At 62.5% G+C, this 16,949-nt stretch carries 13 protein-coding genes; 3 read left to right on the forward strand and 10 right to left on the reverse strand.

Translation table 11 applies throughout. The annotated features are described in order from the left end of the window. Window positions 1–39 precede the first annotated feature (39 nt). Both cobA and AB8880_09385 read left to right on the forward strand, forming a co-directional pair. Window positions 40–915, forward strand: a complete 876-nt coding sequence (gene cobA / locus AB8880_09380) for a uroporphyrinogen-III C-methyltransferase (GenBank protein ID XDZ65134.1) — start codon at window positions 40–42, stop codon at window positions 913–915. Further along, entirely contained in the window at window positions 915–2,246 is a 1,332-nt protein-coding gene (locus AB8880_09385; GenBank protein XDZ65135.1) for a cobyrinate a,c-diamide synthase, read from the forward strand. Before cobA ends, AB8880_09385 begins: the two co-directional genes overlap by 1 nt. Here AB8880_09385 and cobM read toward each other — a convergent pair whose 3' ends face one another. The 6 genes from cobM to AB8880_09415 are packed head-to-tail and all read right to left on the reverse strand — an operon-like array spanning window position 2,247 to window position 8,605. Then, the gene (gene cobM / locus AB8880_09390; protein ID XDZ65136.1) at window positions 2,247–3,038 is read right to left on the reverse strand and encodes a precorrin-4 C(11)-methyltransferase; all 792 of its coding nucleotides are present in this window, start codon (window positions 3,036–3,038) and stop codon (window positions 2,247–2,249) included. Further along, a complete protein-coding gene (gene cobJ, locus AB8880_09395) occupies window positions 3,035–4,894 on the reverse strand; it encodes a precorrin-3B C(17)-methyltransferase (protein XDZ65137.1) in 1,860 nt (619 codons plus the stop codon). The genes cobM and cobJ overlap by 4 nt, the downstream gene beginning before the upstream one ends. After that, window positions 4,894–5,598 (reverse strand): precorrin-2 C(20)-methyltransferase, encoded by a 705-nt coding sequence (gene cobI, locus AB8880_09400; GenBank protein ID XDZ65138.1) that lies wholly within the window; start codon window positions 5,596–5,598, stop codon window positions 4,894–4,896. The genes cobJ and cobI overlap by 1 nt, the downstream gene beginning before the upstream one ends. Next, window positions 5,595–6,818 (reverse strand): precorrin-6y C5,15-methyltransferase (decarboxylating) subunit CbiE, encoded by a 1,224-nt coding sequence (gene cbiE / locus AB8880_09405; protein ID XDZ65139.1) that lies wholly within the window; start codon window positions 6,816–6,818, stop codon window positions 5,595–5,597. The genes cobI and cbiE overlap by 4 nt, the downstream gene beginning before the upstream one ends. After that, a complete protein-coding gene (locus AB8880_09410) occupies window positions 6,815–7,462 on the reverse strand; it encodes a precorrin-8X methylmutase (protein ID XDZ65140.1) in 648 nt (215 codons plus the stop codon). Before AB8880_09410 ends, cbiE begins: the two co-directional genes overlap by 4 nt. 3 nt (window positions 7,463–7,465) lie before the next feature. Continuing rightward, a complete protein-coding gene (locus AB8880_09415) occupies window positions 7,466–8,605 on the reverse strand; it encodes a sirohydrochlorin chelatase (GenBank protein ID XDZ65141.1) in 1,140 nt (379 codons plus the stop codon). Window positions 8,606–8,837: 232 nt separating this feature from the next. Here AB8880_09415 and cbiB point away from each other — a divergent pair, with 232 nt between their 5' ends. After that, window positions 8,838–9,854 (forward strand): adenosylcobinamide-phosphate synthase CbiB, encoded by a 1,017-nt coding sequence (gene cbiB, locus AB8880_09420; protein ID XDZ65142.1) that lies wholly within the window; start codon window positions 8,838–8,840, stop codon window positions 9,852–9,854. Here cbiB and AB8880_09425 read toward each other — a convergent pair. The 4 genes from AB8880_09425 to cobW all read right to left on the reverse strand — a co-directional run bounded on the left by AB8880_09425 (window position 9,851) and on the right by cobW (window position 16,883). Continuing rightward, entirely contained in the window at window positions 9,851–11,326 is a 1,476-nt protein-coding gene (locus AB8880_09425) for a cobyric acid synthase (protein XDZ65143.1), read from the reverse strand. The two genes, cbiB and AB8880_09425, sit on opposite strands and share 4 nt — an antisense overlap. Window position 11,327: 1 nt before the next feature. Next, the gene (gene cobO, locus AB8880_09430) at window positions 11,328–11,945 is read right to left on the reverse strand and encodes a cob(I)yrinic acid a,c-diamide adenosyltransferase (protein ID XDZ65144.1); all 618 of its coding nucleotides are present in this window, start codon (window positions 11,943–11,945) and stop codon (window positions 11,328–11,330) included. A gap of 78 nt (window positions 11,946–12,023) precedes the next feature. Continuing rightward, the gene (cobN, locus tag AB8880_09435) at window positions 12,024–15,785 is read right to left on the reverse strand and encodes a cobaltochelatase subunit CobN (GenBank protein ID XDZ65145.1); all 3,762 of its coding nucleotides are present in this window, start codon (window positions 15,783–15,785) and stop codon (window positions 12,024–12,026) included. A 3-nt stretch (window positions 15,786–15,788) separates the two neighbouring features. Then, window positions 15,789–16,883: a cobalamin biosynthesis protein CobW gene (gene cobW, locus AB8880_09440; protein XDZ65146.1), complete on the reverse strand. Its 1,095-nt coding sequence runs from the start codon at window positions 16,881–16,883 to the stop codon at window positions 15,789–15,791. Window positions 16,884–16,949 lie beyond the last annotated feature (66 nt).

Genomic DNA, 16,949 nt, shown 5'->3' on the forward strand with positions numbered 1-16,949 from the left:
CAATTCTTCATGAAGAGAAACAGGAATTCCAGCAAGGCCATGACGTCACCCAAAGACAATCTTCACCTGATGCCCCCGATCACCGGCGCCGAATGGCCGGTGATGGAGCCGGGATGGGTATGGCTGGCCGGCGCCGGGCCGGGTGATCCGGGGCTGGTGACCCTGCACACGCTCAATGCGTTGCGGCAGGCGGAGGTGATTGTCTACGATGCCCTCATCGATCCCCGCATCCTTGACTGGGCGCGGCCGGGCGCCGAGGTGGAATACGCCGGCAAGCGCGGCGGCAAGCCTTCGCCGAAACAGCGCGATATCACGCTTCGCCTGATTGAACTCACCCGGGAGAATAAACGTGTCCTGCGGCTCAAGGGCGGCGATCCCTTCGTCTTCGGACGTGGCGGCGAAGAAGCCCAGACCCTGATCCAGGCAGGGGTACGCTGCCGGATACTGCCCGGCATCTCTGCCGGTATCGGCGGGCTCGCCTATGCGGGAATTCCCGTCACCCACCGGGATGTCAATCAGGCGGTGACCTTTCTTACCGGCCATGATCGCACCGGCCTTACCCCCGCCGCGGTCAACTGGAAAGGCATTGCCGCAGGAAGCCAGGTCATCGTCATGTATATGGCGATCAAGCATCTGCCTGAAATATGCGAAAACCTGATCAATGCCGGCCGCAGCCCTTCGGAACCCGTGGCCGTGGTCAGCAACGCCACCCTGCCGGATATGAAAGTGCTTGAAACAACCCTTGGCCGGGCGCCGGGTGACGTGATTGAGAACAATATCGAGCCCCCCGCGATTATCTGCGTCGGGGATGTGGTGCTGATGCGCCAGTGCCTTGACTGGCTGAGCCAGGCCGAAGGCGAGGCACCCCGCGATCTTGATCCCCTCGGCAACCGGCATCGCCGGGATACGGCCTGATGCCTTCACCCGGCCCAGCTCCCCGGGGGGAGATGAACTCGCAAAACGGGTTGATGATTGCCGGCCTTTCCTCGGGCAGCGGCAAGACCCTGATCAGCCTCGGCCTGATGCGGGCGCTCAAGAAGAGGGGCGTTGATATCCGGGGGGCCAAGGCCGGGCCGGATTATATCGATCCGGGATTTCACCGCGTTGCCCTTGGCCGGGATTCCGTCAATCTCGATCCTTTCGCCATGGCGCCGCCGCTCCTTTCCGCCCTTGCGGCCGGTCAGGGCGGCGAATTCCTGATGATTGAAGGCGTGATGGGCATCCATGATGGCGGCAATGCCTCATCGGCGGCGCTTGCCCGTGCCCTTGGCGTGCCGATAGTACTGGTGATGGATATCAGCGGGCAGGCCGAAACCGCGGCCGCCGTGGCCGCCGGGATCAGGGACAGCCTTAAGCCGATGGGGGTGGCGCTGGCCGGGGTCATATTCAACCGGTGCCGGTCACCTCGTCATCGGGATATGGCGGCATCCGCCCTTCTTGAAACCGGCATGGCTCTCTTCGGTGCCGTCATGGAAGATAAGGGAATGTCGGTGCCGTCCCGGCATCTGGGGCTGGTGCAGGCCGAAGATCTCAACGGTGCTGAAACAATCATCCGCACCGCGGCTGAAGTGATGGCAGATCAGGTGGATCTGGACAGAATCATCGCCGCAGGCCGCCCCTTGCGGCGTGATGCTGAAAACGGCGGCAATCCGGGCATTGCCATCCCGCCCCCGGGGCAGCGGATTGCGGTTGCCCGTGATCGCGCCTTCGGTTTTGCCTATCCGCATCTGCTCGCCGGATGGCAGCGGGCCGGCGCGGAGGTCACGCCTTTCTCGCCCCTGGCGGATGAAACTCTGCCCATGGGCAGTGATTTTGTCTTTCTTCCCGGCGGCTACCCTGAACTGCATCTGCCTGAACTTGCCGCCGCCAAGGGGTTCATGGAAAGCCTCCGCAAGGCGGCGCGGAAGAATATCCCCATCTACGGGGAATGCGGGGGATATATGGTGCTGGGCCGGTCGATCATCGACGCCGATGGCACGGCTGTTCCCATGGCCGGGCTGCTGGATTGCGAGACAAGTTTTGCCCGCCGCCGGCTCAGCCTTGGCTACCGCCGGCTGGAACGGCTTGGCGGGATTCCGCTGCCATCTCACGCCACCGCCCATGAGTTTCACTACACCACCGCCATTTCGGAAAAAGGCGCACCGGCCTTTGCCGCCCGGGACCGGGACAACAACGATCTCGGCACGATGGGACTGCAGAAAGGATCGGTCTTCGGCTCCTACGCCCATCTGATCGCCGCCCCCTGATCAGCCGGAATTCTGCCGCTCCTCAAGGTTGCCGCGCGAGGTTCGGAGCACATGAACATGGTCCTTGTCGTAAAGCGCGGAATCGCGGAAATCCCCCGCCTGACCGAGAGCCGGGCCGATGAAAATCAGCGCCGTCCGGGTGATCTTCGCCTCACGCACAAGCCCCCGGATCGTGCTGAGCGTGCCATGGATGAAATCCTGGTCCGGCCAGCCCACCCGATACGCCACCACCACCGGGCAGTCAGCCCCGTAATATGGCGTCAGCACGCGTTCGATCTCCCGCAGGTTTCGGATCGAAAGATGGATCGCCAGCGTCGCGCCGGTCCGGCCGAGACTGTCAAGGTCCTCGCCGGGGGGCATGGAAGAAGACTTCATGGCCGTGCGGGTCAGGATAATGCTTTGCGCAACTTCGGGGATGGTCAGCTCAACCCCCATTTCCGCCGCCGCCGCCGCATAGGCTGGCACCCCCGGAATGATCTTGCAGGGAATATCCATCACCCGCAGGCGGCGGATCTGCTCGGCAATAGCGCCATAGAGCGAAGGATCACCCGAATGCACCCTCGCCACATCCTCGCCTTCGTCATGGGCGCGGCGGATGATGGCCATGATATCATCCAGCGTGAGCGAGGCCGTATCCACCACTTCTGCACCCGCCGGTGCCGCCGCAACCACCGCCTGAGGGACAAGCGAGCCTGCGTAAAGACAATATCGGCAGGATGAGATCAGCCGCTGGCCCTTGACGGTGATCAGGTCCGGATCGCCGGGCCCTGCACCGATGAAATAGACCGTCATGTCTCGTCTCCCTTTGTGTCGAGATGTGTTGCGTATCCGCGCGGGGTGAAGACCGCCTTCCCGCCCCGGTGATTGATGATCCGGCTGCTCGACGCCCCGACCATCACCACCGTGAGCATGTCCACCTCATCCACTTCAAGACCGCCAAGGTCACGGAAGCGGATCTCTTCCTCCGGCCGGCCGAGGCTTGATGCCAGCACCACGGGCGTTGATGCCGGGCGATATTTGAGAAGTATCTCTTTGGCTTTGGCGAGCCCTGCACGCCGCCGCCGCGATACCGGATTATAGAAGGCGATGACGAAATCCCCCATCCCGGCCGCTTCGATACGGGTTTCGATCTGGGCCCAGGGCGTCATCAGATCGGAAAGCGAGATGGTGCAGAAATCATGGCCGAGAATGGCCCCGGACCGGGCAGCGGCGGCCTGCAGGGCAGACACGCCGGGCGCGGTGAGCACTTCAACCCGCCGCGCCGCCGCGCTCACCCCTTTGCTGGCCTCATCCCGCGACAGCAGCTCATAGACCAGCGCCCCCATGGCATAAATCCCCGCATCACCGGAACAGATGATGGCAATGTCCCTGCCCTTTGCCGCTTCTTCCAGCGCATATCGGCAACGTGCTTCCTCTTCGCCGAGCGCAAAGTCACGCCGCGGCTTGCCCCGGGCAACCGGCCCGAGAAGATCGATATAGAAATGATATCCCACCAGTTCATCTGCCGCGGCAACCATCGACGTTGCCTCCGGGCTGCGCCAGATGGACTGGCCGGGGCCGATACCCACCAGCATCACCCGCCCGGCATGGCGGGCGGTCTCGTCCCTGAATTCCCCGGAGCGATCAAGAACAAGCGCCATGGTCGCGTGCTCATCCCTGATCTTGGGGAGCAGAAACCGGCTGTCCGGTCCGGCCGCGGCAAGCGCCGCCGCTTCCGCGACACCATGGCACCCGATCTCGTTGAACACCACCTCGGAGGGATTGGCCAGCCGCGGTGCTTCCTCTTCAAGCCGGGATGCCGAATAAAGCCTGAGCCGATGGCCGAATTTCGTTGCAAGCACGTTCATCGCCGCCTCATCTGCCTTGAGATCAACGCTGGCCACCTCCCGGATAGCGGCCTTGGCAACGGACGCTTGCTTGAGGCCGCGCTCGACAAGTGCCGCCATTTCGGCTTCCGGGCATCCGCGCGATGCGCCAAGCCCAAGGGTCACCACCACCGGATGAAAGACAAGATCCGCCTCCATGCCTGCCGCTGGCTTGAGGGTCAGGGCAAGGCGTGGCCCATCACCGCCCGCATCCACCGGAAGGGGGGAAAGCCAGGCACGCCAGCGCTCGTCAATATGCTCAAGCCCCGGGGGCAGATCTGTTTCAAGACGGGCGCCCTCACCGGCAAGAAGCCGCGCCATCACCGGTTTTGCCTTGTCCGGATCAGCGAGAACAAGCGGCGCCGGAGGCTCATCCAGCGCAAGGCCGAAAGCGCGATCCCCGGCGGTGGTGATGGCGGCAAGCCCCCCGGTAATCCCGGCCAGTTTTTCGGCAAGGGTATTGGCCCCGTGATGGCCGCCGAGAAGCGGGATGATGACCTTGCCATCCTCGCTGATCGCAAGGACAGGGGATTCCGCTCTCTTGTCCAGCACATGCCCGGCCAGCGCCCGGATCAGGATTCCGGCAGCGCAGACCCCCACCAGAGGCCGGCCGCTCAAAAAAAGATCACGAAGATGATCCACCGTATCCTCGAACTGCTCTTCCGGCGCATGGCCGGTGCCGGTGCGCCCCGCAAGCCCGTGCCAGACGCCGCCTGTTTCAAGGGCAAGTCGCCAGGCCAGTTCCGCCCCGCCTGAGGTCAGCGCCACAAAAACAGGTGACATCAGATCCATGGATCATCCCCCTTGTAGATGATGATGATGGAAAAATAGGGCGCTTCATCCGGGGCATCGGCCAGCCGCAATGCCTTCTCATGGGGAAGCGAGGCATGGCTGACATAAAGCGCCCTTTCGGCAAGGCCAAGCCGCTCCAGCACGATCTTGAGCCGGGGCAGATGGCGGCCGATTTTCATGATCACCGCGGCATCACACCCGGCAAGACGTCGCTCGAGCATCTCGTCATCCAGCGTGCCGGGCAGTACCGTCAGAATATCGTTGCGCGCCACCAGCGCGTGATGATGGGCCGCCGCCGCCGCGGTCATGGAGGTGACGCCCGGGATGATGCGGGTGGTGAAGCGGTCACGAAGCCGCGCCAGAACATACATGAACGAGCCATAGAAAAGCGGGTCGCCCTCGCACAGCACCACCACATCACGGCCGGCGTCAAGATGGTCTGCGATCCGCCCGGCCCCCTCGTCATAGATGGCCTGCGCGGGCGCACGTCCTGCCACCATGGGGACAGGCATGACAATCTCCTCGGCATCAGGGCGGATTGCCCCGGCCATGATTGATCTGGCAAAACTGTCGCCGCCTTCCGGCGCCGGATAGGCGATCACGTCTGCCTCCGAGGTGATCCGCCAGGCTTTTCGGGTGACCAGTTCCGGATCTCCCGGGCCGGTCCCGATGCCATAGAGCACCCCTGCCGTCATGGCTTTATCTCCCCCTTGCTGAGCGCCCATTGCGTCACCGGCATCAGCGGCCGCCAGCCGTGAAGCCTGCCCACCTGTTCCATGCGGCTGATCGCTATCCGGCTCATCTGCCCGCCAAGTTCCTGCGAGGCGGCCAGCAGCACCATTTCGCTTTCAAGGGTGACCGCATTGGCCACCAGCCGCCCGCCTTCGGGGAGGCGTTCAAGAACCCGTGCAATCAGCTCATGGCTCAACCCGCCCCCGATGAAAACCGCATCGGGTTGCGGCAACCCCTCAAGGCCTGAAGGCAGCTTGCAGGAAACACCCTTCCATTCAGGCACGCCAAGTTTTTCCGCATTCTTCTGCGCCACCGCGAGCCGGTCATCCCGCAGGTCGATGCCAATCGCCCTTGCCTCCGGTGCTGCCCGCATCCATTCAATGCCGATGGATCCGGAGCCGCAGCCGAGATCCCACAGAAGCCCGCCCCGGAAAGGCCGGAGCTGCGCCAGGGTTGCGGCCCTCACCTCAGCCTTGGTGAGTTTGCCATCGGAATCAAATGCCGTATCCGGCAGGCCCGGCACAAGTGGGGTGAACCCGTCCACCTGACGCGGGCACTCGATCGCGATCACATGAAAATCCGGCACCGTGATGCCGCCATCGGCCCAGCGATCTGCCGCCGCTTCTTCGCGGCTTTCCTCCGCCCCGCCGATATGGGCGAGCGCCGTGATCCTTGCCGACCCATACCCCGCCTCGGTGAGCAGGGCGCCGATCCGTTCAGGGCTGGTGCGGTCATGCGCCAGCACCAGCACCCTTGCCCCGGGGGCGAGATATCGCCGCACGCTTTCATGGGGGCGGCCATGCACCGTCAGGGTTGCCACCTGATGCAGCGGCCATCCCATGCGGCTTGCCGCAAGCTGGAAGCCGGAAGGCGCCGGGGTGATCCGCATCTCATCGGTGCTGAAATACCTGACCAGCGTTGAGGCGGCGCCATACCAGAGCGGGTCTCCCGTGGCCAGCACCACCACCGGCGTGCCGCGGTGCTTTTCCATAAGAGGGATGATTTCAAGAAAGGGTTGTGGCCAGGGCATCGCCTTGCCCTTAAACCCATCGAGCCCCGCGAGTTCACAGATCATGCGCTCGGCACCGATCACGAGACCGGCTTGGCGAAGACGGTCAAGACATTCCCTGTCGAGGGCCATAACGCCTCTCTCGCCAAGGCCGATGATATCGATCCAGATCATGCATCCCTCCCTGCCAGCAGCGCCGCCGCGTTGATCGCCGCCGAAGCCATGGCCGAGCCGCCGCGTGTTCCGCTGAGACACATGAAGGCTGAATTCAGCGGCGGGTTGGCGGCAAGCGCGGCCTTGGATTCCGCCGCCCCGACAAAGCCGACGGGAAAGGCGAAGATCACCGCCGGGGCGGGCCAGCCCTCATCGAGTCGTTCAAGGAGATGAAAGAGCGCCGTCGGCGCATTGCCGATCGCCACCACAGCCCCATCAAGGAAAGGGGGCCAGGATTCCACCGCCGCCGCTGACCTCGTTGTGCCAAGGGCCTTGGCTTTTGATGGTATATCCCCGTCCTTGAGGGTCATGATGATCTCGTTCTGCGCGGGCAGAAACCGCCTCGTGATGCCTGAAGCAACCATGGCGCAGTCAGCGATGATCGGCGCGCCACGACGCAGTGCCGCCACCGCCCGTCTCGCCACGTCCTCGGAATAGATGATGTCTTCGGCGATCTCCGGCATGCCGCAGGAATGAACGACACGAAGGACGATTTCCGCCACATCTTCGGGAAACCTCGCAAGCTCCACCGCGGCCCTGACCCGCTCAAAGGAAAGGGCGTAGATGGCGTCCGGATCACGAATATAGGTGTAGAGCCCGGCCATGCCTCAATTTTTCGTCTTCGGCCGGTTCAACACCGATCTCGGCCCGAGGGGATGATCCGCCTGGGGGTAGGGATGGTGATGATGGCCGTGATGATGGCCATGATCGTGGTGATGGTCATGATGATGATGATCGTGATCATGATGGTGATGGTGATGATCGGCCACAAGACGGCATTCCCCGGTGCAGAACGTGGTGCAGAGCGTGCAGTCTTCCACATTGCTGCCCGGCGCGGAAACGCCTTTGCCTTCGACATGGTGGTGATGGCTTTCCTGGGGCAGGCCTACCTCGTCTTCAAAGCCGAGCACCTGGGCGCGATATTTGCACATCGAACAGTTCATGTTGTTGCTGCCGGTGAGGATTTCCCGCACCCGGTCGGCAAAGGTGGCAATCACCTGATCATGATCATTGAGATACCCGGCCTTGACAAACTCGATCTCGGGATGGCGGGCGGCGACTTCATCGGTAAAGCCGTAGATACGGTCAATCAGAATACCGGAGAAGAGGAAATAGGGGAAAACCACAACCCGTTTGAAGCCGAGCCGCGTCACCTTTTCAAGGCAGGGTTCGACCAGCGGAAAAGTCACGCCGGAAAACCCGGTCTCACACCAGCCTAGCCCGAGGGATTCCACCAGCATCCGGGCAACCTTGGACACATTGGAATTGGCATCCGGGTCCGAAGACCCGCGGCCGATCACCACAAGGCAGGTATCGTGATACGCAACCGGACCTGTCTCGGCATCGGCACGCGTCATCGCGGCCTGAACACGATCCGCCGCCGCCGCCAGCATCTTGAGATCGACCGCAAGCTCACGGCCATACTGGATGGTGATTCCATGCTCCAGCGCATAGGTGTTGAGCACCGAGGGAATATCGTTCTTCGCATGGCCGGCGGCAAACAGCATCCCCGGCACGGCAAGCACATGGTTGACCCCTTGCGCACGCAGCTTGTCGAGCCCGGTCTTGATCACCGGGGTGGCAAATTCGAGATATCCGTATTCCACGGGCCAGTCCGGGAACAGCGGCGCCAGTTTTTCCGCCAGCACGGCAAATTCCGCCACCGCTGATTTCGATCGACTGCCATGACCGCAGATCATGACACCATATTTTGCTTCCGGCTGGCCGGCAGATGTATCATGGGGCATTTCAAGACCTTTCCGCTCACCTGAATTGCGTTCGGCCCCATGCCCAGAAGGGAAGGTGTAGAGGACGGCACAAGATGATGCCGTTTCAATCGAGGTTTCCGGTCTTGGCCCCCTGGCTGGGTCAGCCGCACCGGAATCACTTCCACCTTGTTAACAAGGAACCCAATGGCTATGGGTATAATATGATTCCGCACCATTTGACAACGATAACCCGCAACAGGACCACCCCTGGATGAGTCTCACTGAAAACCTCCTTGCCCTGGTCCTGCCGCATGAGATCGGCACGCGTTGCCTTGTTCTTGCCATCGCCCTCGGTCTTGATGCAGCCCTTGGGGAGCCGCCCTGGCTGTGGCGGCACCTGCCGCATCCGGTGGTGGTGTTCGGCCGGGCCATTTCGATGATGGAGCGCCGGGGAAACCGGCGGCGCTTCCGCGCCCGGACACGGCGACGGATCGGTTTTTCCGGCATCATCGGGCTTGTTCTTCTCTCGCTAATGGCCGGGCTTGCGATCATGAGCCTGAGCGCCCTCGGCGGCACCGCACTCACCCTGATGGTGGAAATGCTCCTCATCGCCATCCTTCTTGCCGGCCGCAGCCTCGATGAACATGTCCGCGCCGTGGCCATGGCCCTGCGCGAGGGGAATTTACAGGCGGCAAGACGGGCGGTCTCCATGATTGTCGGCCGCAACCCCGACAGCCTTGATGAACATGCCATCGCCCGGGCCGGGATTGAGACAACGGCAGAGAATCTCTCCGATGGCGTCATCGCCCCGGCCTTGTTTTATCTCGCAGGCGGTTTGCCCGGCATACTCGCCTACAAGATGATCAACACCGCCGACAGCATGATCGGCTATAAATCCGCAAGATATCTGGCCTTTGGCTGGGGGGCGGCCCGCATGGACGATCTTGCCAATCTGGTCCCGGCCCGGCTGACCGGATGTCTTCTTTCCATGGCTGTCCCTTCCCGGCTCACCCAGGCCGTGAAGGTGATGTGGCGTGACGCCGGCCACCACCGGTCGCCGAATGCGGGCTGGCCCGAAGCCGCGATGGCAGCGGTTCTTGATGTCGCGCTGGCAGGTCCCCGCCGCTATGGCGTGAAGATGACCTCGGACCGGCCGATGCATGCCGAGGGCAGGCGCGAGGCAACGCCGCAGGATGTGCTCGACGGGCTCAAGGTCATGTGGCGCGCGATTGCCCTTTTCATCCTGATACTGCTGATCACGGGGCTTGCGCTGATCCTGCCGGGCTAGGGCAGGGTTACACCGGCAATCCCGGCCAATGCAGGGATATCCGCATGTGCTTCGAGGTGATCGGCCAGCGCCTCCAGCCCCGCTTCGATGGATTGATCAAAATTGAGGCTGCTGGCCTTGCCATGCGCGCCATCGAGCCAGAAGGAACGATAGGCATCGCTTGCAAAAAGACCATGCATATAAGAGCCCATGACCCGGCCATCGGCGCTGATCGCGCCATCGGCGCGGCCATCCTCGAGCCTGAGCATCGGCCGTCTGGTATCGGGCCCGTCCGTCCGGCCAAGATGAATTTCATACCCTTCAACAGCAGCCCCGGAAAGAAGCTCGGTCCCGGCGGAAAAGCGGACGGTCTTCTCCGCTTCAAGGGTGGTTTCCACCTCCAGCAGGCCAAGGCCTTCCATGCGGCCGGGCGCGCCTTCAAGCCCCATCGGATCATGGACATACCGGCCAAGCATCTGATAGCCGCCGCAGAGACCGACGATACGCCCCCCCTGACGATGAATTGCCTTAAGGTCGATATCCCAGCCCTGCTCATAGATGAAGGCGAGGTCCGCCAGCGTTGATTTTGACCCCGGCACCAGCACCAGATCCGCGTCCATGGGCAGGGGCGTGCCCGCCTCAACCAGGGTAAGCCGGATGGCCGGATCGCCCGAAAGCGGATCAAGATCATCAAAATTCGCAATCCGGCGAAGAACAGGCACCGCCACATGAAACGGGCGGTCTTGCGCGGAGTTGTCAGCCTTGCCCGCAAGATCGAGAATATCTTCGGCGGGCAGGGCGCGGGCACCTTCAAACCAGGGCAGGATGCCAAGCCCGGGCCAGCCGGTTGCCTTTTCGATGATTTCCATGCCATCGGCAAAAAGCGAGGTGTCCCCCCTGAACTTGTTGACAAGAAACCCCTTGATGCGCCGGACTTCCGCCTCCTCCAGCACCGTTGCGGTGCCGACCAGCGATGCAATGACGCCGCCGCGATCGATATCGCCGACCAGCACCACCGGCACATCGGCAGCGTCGGCAAAGCCCATATTGGCGATATCCCCGGCCCTGAGATTGACTTCGGCCGGGCTGCCGGCCCCCTCGATGATCACCAGATCCGCCTCGGCGCGGAGATGCGCGTAGCTTTCCAGCACCCGGGGGAGCAGCTCGGCCTTCCGGGAGCCATATTCCCTGGCCCGCATGGAGCCGATGCGCCTGCCCTGGACAATGATCTGGGCACCTGTATCGGTTTCAGGTTTGAGCAGAACGGGATTCATGTGAATGCTCGGCTCAGCAAAAGACGCTCTTGCCTGCAAGGCCTGGGCGCGGCCGATCTCCCCGCCTTCCCGGGTGACGGCGGCATTGTTGGACATGTTCTGCGGCTTGAACGGACGAACGGTCAGCCCTTTTCTGGCAAAGACCCGGCAGAGCCCCGCAACCAGCAGCGACTTGCCGACATTGGAGCCGGCCCCCTGGACCATCACGGCCCCGGTCATGTCAGAATTCCACCCCGATCTGCGCCTTTATCCCGGACCTGAACGGATGCTTGAGCAGGGTCATTTCGGTTGCCAGATCCGCTTCTTCGATCAGCGCGTCGCTGGCATTTCGCCCCGTCAGCACGACATGGGTCATGGGCGGTTTGTGTTCGCGCAGAAACGCGATGACCTCGGCCTCGTCCACATAGCCATAGCGCATGGCGATATTGATCTCATCGAGCAGGACCATGCGCATGCCGCCATCGGCGATAAGGGTCTTTGCCTTCTGCCAGGCGGCCTGGGCGGCCTGAATGTCACGTTCCTTGTCCTGTGTTTCCCAGGTGAACCCCTCCCCCATGGTGAAAAACTGGCAGCGATCGGAAAAATGGGCGGTGATGAGATCACGTTCCCCGGTGGAAAGCCCGCCCTTGATGAACTGGACCACCGCCGATGGCAGGCCATGGGCGATGCAGCGGAAGATCATGCCGAAAGCCGCGCTTGATTTCCCCTTGCCCTTGCCGGTATGGACAATGATCAGCCCCTTTTCTTCGGTCTTGGTGGCCATGATCCGGTCGCGGGCCTGTTTTTTCTTGGCCATTTTGGCGTTATGGCGGGCGATATCGTCTTGCTCTTCGGTCATGATGGCGTTCTCCAGTATTGATGAGGATATCATGGCGGTTTTATGGGTCAAACACCAGTATTTCAACCACCCGTGGGTTCAGGCATCCGGGATGCGCTCGACAAGACTGGTGCGGACACTGTTGCGGCGGGGCTGCCAGAGCCCCCGCGTGACCGCCTCGGCGAAACGGTCCATCATGTCTTCAAGGGCCTTCGGGTTGGCCTCGGCCAGAAAGTCCCTGACCTCTTCATCCTCGATCCAGGCATCATAAACCGCATCAAAAAGATGGTCCGGCACCTGCCGGGTGGTGGCGGCAAAGGCAAAGAGATAATCAAGCGTCGCCGCAATCTCGAACGCCCCCTTGTAGCCGTGGCGCATCACCCCGGCGATCCATTTGGGATTGCTGGCGCGCCCCCGGACAACCCGGGTGATCTCTTCCTTGAGGCTGCGTATCACGGGGCGTTCCATCAGGCTGTGATCCCCCATATAAACCGGCGCATCCCCTCCCTTGAGCGACGCCACCGCCGCCGAAAGCCCGCCGGCAAACTGATAATAGTCATCGCTGTCGAGGATATCATGCTCCCGGTTATCCTGATTGTGGATGACGGCATCAACGGCACCAAGCCTGCGTTCAAGCCCGGCCCGATCCGCAAGACCATGGGCTGTTTCGCCATAGGCATAGCCGCTCCAGCCCAGAAACACCTCGCCGAAATCGCCGCGTTCATTCCAGATCCCTTCATCGATCAGCGTCTGGAGACCGGCGCCGTAGGACCCGGGCTTGCTGCTGAAAACCCTGAACCCGGCCCGGAAACTGGCATCTTCCGGCGCAAGACCGGCATCGATGAGGGCGCTGGTATCGGCTTTCATCTGCGCGGCCAGAGGGTTCTGGTCATGGGGTTCATCCAGCGCGGCTACAGCCCGCGCCACCTTGTCGATGAGCGCGATCTGCTGCGGGAAGGCATCCCGGAAAAAGCCGGAGCAGCGCAAGGTCACATCGATACGCGGGCGCCCCAGCACCGACAGCGGCAGTATCTCGAACCCGGTGACCCGGCGTGAGACACCATCCCATCTGGGCTGGACCCCCATCAGCGCCATGGCCTGGGCCAGATCATCCCCGCCCGTGCGCATATTTGCCGTTCCCCAGGCCGAAAGCACCACCGCCCGCGGATAATTGCCATGATCCTGAATATAGCGCTCGATCATCATGCTTGCCGAAGCCCAGCCGATCCGCCAGGCCACTTCGGTGGGGATGGCGCGACTGTCCACGGAATAGAAATTCCGTCCCGTGGGCAGAACTTCCGGGCGGCCCCGTGTCGGTGCACCGGATGGCCCGGCGGGAACATATCCGCCGCCAAGCCCTTTCAGGAGATGCTTCATCTCTTCGGCACCGGAGACAGCGATGGCGTCTTTGAGCGATGGCAGGGCCTCATCCAGCACGGCTTTCGTCTGCTTCCATTCAGGTGCAGGCAGGGCCGCGCCTTCGACAAGCCGGCCTGCCAGAATGTTGAGCCGTTCCACCGTATCCCCCTGATGCCGCCATGATGCCGCATCGAGAGAGGCAAGCACATCTGGCCGCGGCCCTTCCCAGGCAAGGGCACGATCAGCGGTGAGGGGATCAAAGCCATCAAGCCCCAGATCCGCCGCCAGACTGCGCAGGATCGACTGTCTTGAGCCTTCACCATCGCCGCGCGGAATCCGGAGAATCGCGGTGATGAGGTCACGTTCACCTCGTCCTTCGGGCGACCTGCCATAGACATGGAGCCCGTCCCGTATCTGCATCTCTTTGAGATCACAGAGAAAACTGTCCAGCTTGAGCAGTTTTTCCTCCGCCGCATCGTCGCGGTCAATGCCGCAGTCTCCGGCAATCCCCGCCCGGTCCGCGGTCATCAGAATTGCATCCATCAGGGCGGCGGTGCGGCGATCATCAAGCCCCATCGCCTCGTAATATTCATCCATCAGGGTTTCAAGTTCCGCCATCACGCCGTGGCTGTCGGCAAGGGTCATCGGCGGGGTCAGGTGATCGAGAATAACCGCCGATGTCCGCCTCTTGGCCTGGCTTCCTTCCCCCGGATCATTGACAATGAACGGATAGAGATGGGGGATCGGCCCGAGGATGGCATCGGGAAAGCAGGACCGGTCAAGCGCCAGCGCCTTGCCGGGGAGCCATTCGAGATTGCCATGCTTGCCAAGATGTATCACCGCCTGAACCCCGAAGACATGCCGAAGCCAGAAGTAAAAGGCGATATAGTGATGCGGCGGCGGCAGATCAGGCGAATGATAGCTTGATTTGGGATCGATGTTATAGCCGCGGGAGGGCTGGATCGCCACCGCGACATGGCCGAAGAGCCGCACCGGCAGGGCGAACCCCCCGGGCCCGACCATCGGATCATCCTCGGGCGCGCCCCAGCGGTCCGTCACCGCCTGCCGGATCGCGTCAGCGAGGGTGTTGAAATGTGCTTTATAGAGATCAAGATCACACCAGGCATCCACTTCTCGCCCCTGCCAGCCGGCATTGGTCGGGGCCGCCGCAAGACGTGGCATGAGATCAGCCGACCCCCGGGGCGGGGATGTGACCTGATACCCTTCTGCGGCCAGCGCATTGAGGATCAGGGCCGCGCTTTCCGGCGTATCGAGGCCAACCCCATTGGCAAGACGGCTATCCTTGTTCGGGTAGTTTGCCAGCACGATCCCGAGACGGGTTTCGGCAATCGGGCACTGCCTCAACCTGACCCAGGAAGCCGCCAGCGCCGCAATATACGCAACCGAGGATGGATGCGCCTCGTATCCGGTCAGCATGGCTTCGGTCAGGCGGTCTTTCCGGGGTGGGGATTTGAACCCCGCGGCACGGGTGGTGATGCGGCCGTCGAGTTCGGGCAGGACAACATGCATCGCAAGGTCGCGGGGGTTGAGCCCGGCGGAACTGTCCTGCCAGGATGCCTCGGTACCGGAGGACAGCATGACCTGAAGAACCGGCACATCACGCGCGCCAAAAGGTCCCGGGCTTGCCTTGTCCTTCTGGCCGGATGCCGGATCGGAGACGGCAAAACTCGTCAGGTTGAGGATGATATCCGCCTCGGCCTGCTCAAGCAGCCGACGGAGCAGTTCGGCACTGGATGGATCCTTGAGACTGGCAACATAGACCGGCATGGCGGCAAGGCCTTCAGCTTCAAGGGCTGCGCATAACGCGTCCACCGGTTCCGTATCGCCAGCCTGCGCCTGCGCCCGGTAAAAGACCACCGCCGCCACCGGTGCATCGGCAAGCCCGGCCGCATTCCAGCGGCGGCGAAGATCTTCAAGCCCTTGGGTCGCCGATACCGCCGCGTGAAGCCCTGCGGGAAGAAAAGGGACCGGCGGCAGGGCCTTGTCGGTGCCGTCAATCACATCCTCGACGGCATCGAGAAACCGCATCGCGTTGGTCATCCCGCCTGCCGCCAGATAGGCCCCGAACCGGCTGAGCTGATCTGGCGAAAGCGTCGAAAGCCGGTCAAGTTCGGCATCAGGTTTGCCGTCGCCGGGCAGAAGGGCAAGGTGAATGCCTTTCTGCCGTGCCACCCGGGTGACCTGTTCGATCCCGTAGGACCAGTAGGAAACCCCGCCAAGAAGGCGAATCACCACGGCGCTGGCATGCGCGAGGGTCTGTTCGATATAAAGATCAATCGAATAGGGATGGCTGAGGCTGAGGATATTGGCCGCCCGCAACGCCGTTCCGTCGCGGCCTGACGTTTCAACCGCCGCGGCGATGAGGCTGATTTCCGTATCCGCGGCAGAAAGAAAAACAATTCTTGCCGGTGACTGGCCAAGATCAACCGCTTCCCCGGTTGCGTAGAGATCGCCGGATTGCTCAATTCGCAGAAGATGCATGATCTAGGCGTGACCGGGGACGATAATGCCGCCAAGGCTGTCGGCGAGCGCCGGCATATCGGTCGAAGCAAGGCCGATCAGCACCAGCCTGCCTTCATCGCCCTCGAGCTTGCCGCCATAGTAGGAATCCACGCGTGCGCCCACGGCCTGCACCACCAGCGGCAGGGCCTTGCCGTCAACCCGCAGAAAGCCCTTGGCACGCAAGAGCCCGAAAGCCGTTGCGCTGGCACCAAGCCGGGCAAGAAACTGGTCGGCATCGCCGAGTGCCGGCAGGCGGATGACCACCGATGCAAAAGCATCATGCCCGTGATCGTGATGATGGTCATCATCGTGGTCATGGTCATCATCGTCGTGGTCATCATCATGGTGATGATGGTGGTGGAAATGCTCACTCCGGGCAAAGGCCTCATCTTCGAGGCCGAGGCCGAAAATCGCCTGCAGGGGCACGCCCTCACCTGCCGTGACCAGGATCGGTGTTCCGCCGCCGGTCCGGGCCCTGAGCCGGGCCTCGACTTCGGCGCGCTGCACGGCTGAAATCAGATCACCCTTGCTGACCACCAGCAGGTTCGCCGCCGCGACCTGATCTTCAAAGAGCTCTTCTATCGGCGTCAGGTGATCGAGTTCCGGATCAGCCTGCCGCTGGGCTTCGAGGGCCTCGGCATCAGCCACCACATCCCCCGCCGCAAGCGCGGCCCCGTCAACCACGGTGATCACGCCATCGAGCATGACCCGGGAGCGGATATCGGGCCAGCCGAAAGCCTGGACAAGAGGTTGCGGCAATGCAAGGCCGGAGGTTTCGATGATGATCTGTTCAGGTGGCGGCGTCTGGCTGAGCAGGCGCTGCATGCTGGGAAGAAAATCATCGGCGACGGTGCAGCAGATACAGCCATTGGCCAGTTCGATCACGTCATCGGCCGAACATCCCGGAATATCGCAGGAGGCCAGCACCTCGCCATCAACGCCGACATCCCCGAATTCATTGACGATGAGCGCGAGACGCCGCCCGCCGGCATGCTCGATCAGATGCCGGATCAGGGTGGTTTTCCCCGCCCCGAGAAATCCCGTAATCACCGTTGCCGGAATGCGCTCACCAGTCATCCAGAAGCCCTCGAAAACCCGGGCGGCCAGGGCATGATCCCGGCCGCCGCAATCATGTCACCTGCG

The sequence above is a fragment of the Alphaproteobacteria bacterium LSUCC0684 genome (genome assembly GCA_041228335.1).
GTDB lineage: Bacteria > Pseudomonadota > Alphaproteobacteria > Puniceispirillales > UBA1172.

Coding starts and splice junctions, on each gene's coding strand:
- cobA (XDZ65134.1), top strand. CDS start 40: ATGACGTCACCCAAAGACAATCTTCACCTGATGCCCCCGATCACCGGC.
- AB8880_09385 (XDZ65135.1), top strand. CDS start 915: ATGCCTTCACCCGGCCCAGCTCCCCGGGGGGAGATGAACTCGCAAAAC.
- cobM (XDZ65136.1), bottom strand. CDS start 3,038: ATGACGGTCTATTTCATCGGTGCAGGGCCCGGCGATCCGGACCTGATC.
- cobJ (XDZ65137.1), bottom strand. CDS start 4,894: ATGTCACCTGTTTTTGTGGCGCTGACCTCAGGCGGGGCGGAACTGGCC.
- cobI (XDZ65138.1), bottom strand. CDS start 5,598: ATGACGGCAGGGGTGCTCTATGGCATCGGGACCGGCCCGGGAGATCCG.
- cbiE (XDZ65139.1), bottom strand. CDS start 6,818: ATGATCTGGATCGATATCATCGGCCTTGGCGAGAGAGGCGTTATGGCC.
- AB8880_09410 (XDZ65140.1), bottom strand. CDS start 7,462: ATGGCCGGGCTCTACACCTATATTCGTGATCCGGACGCCATCTACGCC.
- AB8880_09415 (XDZ65141.1), bottom strand. CDS start 8,605: ATGCCCCATGATACATCTGCCGGCCAGCCGGAAGCAAAATATGGTGTC.
- cbiB (XDZ65142.1), top strand. CDS start 8,838: ATGAGTCTCACTGAAAACCTCCTTGCCCTGGTCCTGCCGCATGAGATC.
- AB8880_09425 (XDZ65143.1), bottom strand. CDS start 11,326: ATGACCGGGGCCGTGATGGTCCAGGGGGCCGGCTCCAATGTCGGCAAG.
- cobO (XDZ65144.1), bottom strand. CDS start 11,945: ATGACCGAAGAGCAAGACGATATCGCCCGCCATAACGCCAAAATGGCC.
- cobN (XDZ65145.1), bottom strand. CDS start 15,785: ATGCATCTTCTGCGAATTGAGCAATCCGGCGATCTCTACGCAACCGGG.
- cobW (XDZ65146.1), bottom strand. CDS start 16,883: ATGACTGGTGAGCGCATTCCGGCAACGGTGATTACGGGATTTCTCGGG.